Source organism: Effusibacillus pohliae DSM 22757 (assembly GCF_000376225.1).
Lineage (GTDB): Bacteria > Bacillota > Bacilli > Tumebacillales > Effusibacillaceae > Effusibacillus > Effusibacillus pohliae.
This window is the reverse complement of record NZ_AQXL01000008.1, coordinates 1-1,288: the sequence shown is the minus strand read 5'-3', so window position 1 is coordinate 1,288 and position 1,288 is coordinate 1. Positions and strand designations below refer to the sequence as shown.

Here is a 1,288-nt window from a genome sequence, read left to right as displayed (position 1 = left end):
GATGTCGTATCCTTTATTCAAAACCCGACCTGGGAAAACGCAGCCTGGATCGCCTTTGATGTGGTTTCGACCGCGATTCCGGTTGGCAGCCTGTCACTAGCGGCGCGTGCAGCGAAAGCGGCGGGTGAGGCAGCTCATGTAGCGGAAGGCGCACGGATAGTCGGAGAGGCGGACCGAATCGCAGCCAAAGGTGCGGAAGCCGTTTCAGCAGGTGAGCATGCTGGTGATGGAGTTGCGGCTGTAGCACATGAGACACCTAAGTCGCTCTTACAAGGCCCGGCAGACACGCATGTATATTTAGGAATAAAGGACGGGAAAAGTACTTATGTAGGAATAACGAAAGATTTAAAAAAGAGATTTGACCAGCACGGGAATCGATTCGATTCTTTGCGTAAAATTACAGACACCCCTCTGACAAGAAGGCAAGCTAAGGCAATAGAACAAGTGTTGATTAACAGAAATCCTCAGTTTAGTAACAAAATTAACAGTATCAGTCCAAAAAGGCCTTGGTATAATGAAGCTGTTCAATGGGGGGAAGCTTGGCTTAAACAACGGGGATTCTAAGGGGAGGGTTGTGGTGAATGGAATTTGATTTACTTGTCAAAATGCAACCATCAAGAAAAAAACCAAATCCAGGAGACGTGTTTGTAGTTCAACCAAAAAATGGATTGTATTTTTATGGAAAAGTTATTAAAACTAATATGCCAAGCAAGGATCTTGTGATTCTTTGTAACCTAATTTATATTTACAAAAACCCGTCACAACAAGTGGTAATGCCAACTGAATTAAACCCAAGAGAACTTTTGATACCTCCACTAATTATAAATAACCAAGGGTGGATTAAAGGTTATTTTAAAACCATTGGTTCTATGCCGGTAACCAATGAAGATCTCGCGGTAAATTTCGGTTTTAAGGATTTTTTAACAAAGCAGTTTGTTGATGAGTTAGGAAATCCGTTAGGATATGAGCCGGAATTATGGACAGATTATGGATTAGGAAGTTATGGAGTTGTAGCAGACAAAATTCACAAGATTCTAAAGGAGGATCAAAACCTCTAATTGAGATACAGCCAAAAGAGCTCAAACCCTCTTGACTTTTAGATTCAAGAGGGTTTTTTCTTAAACCCCCATGCCCCTGGCGGGGCACAATATGATTATGAAAATGTCCTCCAAAGAGATTTACTTTTCGGCGTTCATAAGCGAATATGAAACCAAGCAGGACAGGAAGGTTGTGTTTTTTATGGGGGATCGACCCCGAGGCCTAAACTAGCCACAGCCGCCTTGAGCAC

General features: G+C 42.8%; 2 protein-coding genes. Both read left to right on the top strand.

Annotated features, from left to right (window positions below; genetic code table 11):
• Nucleotides 1-564 (top strand): GIY-YIG nuclease family protein (locus C230_RS23075; protein WP_040392290.1); only part of this gene is annotated, 564 nt, incomplete at its 5' end.
• Between the two features lie 17 nt (nucleotides 565-581).
• Entirely contained in the window at nucleotides 582-1,058 is a 477-nt protein-coding gene (locus tag C230_RS0100080) for an immunity 26/phosphotriesterase HocA family protein (RefSeq protein WP_018130083.1), read from the top strand.
• The last annotated feature ends 230 nt before the right edge of the window (nucleotides 1,059-1,288 follow it).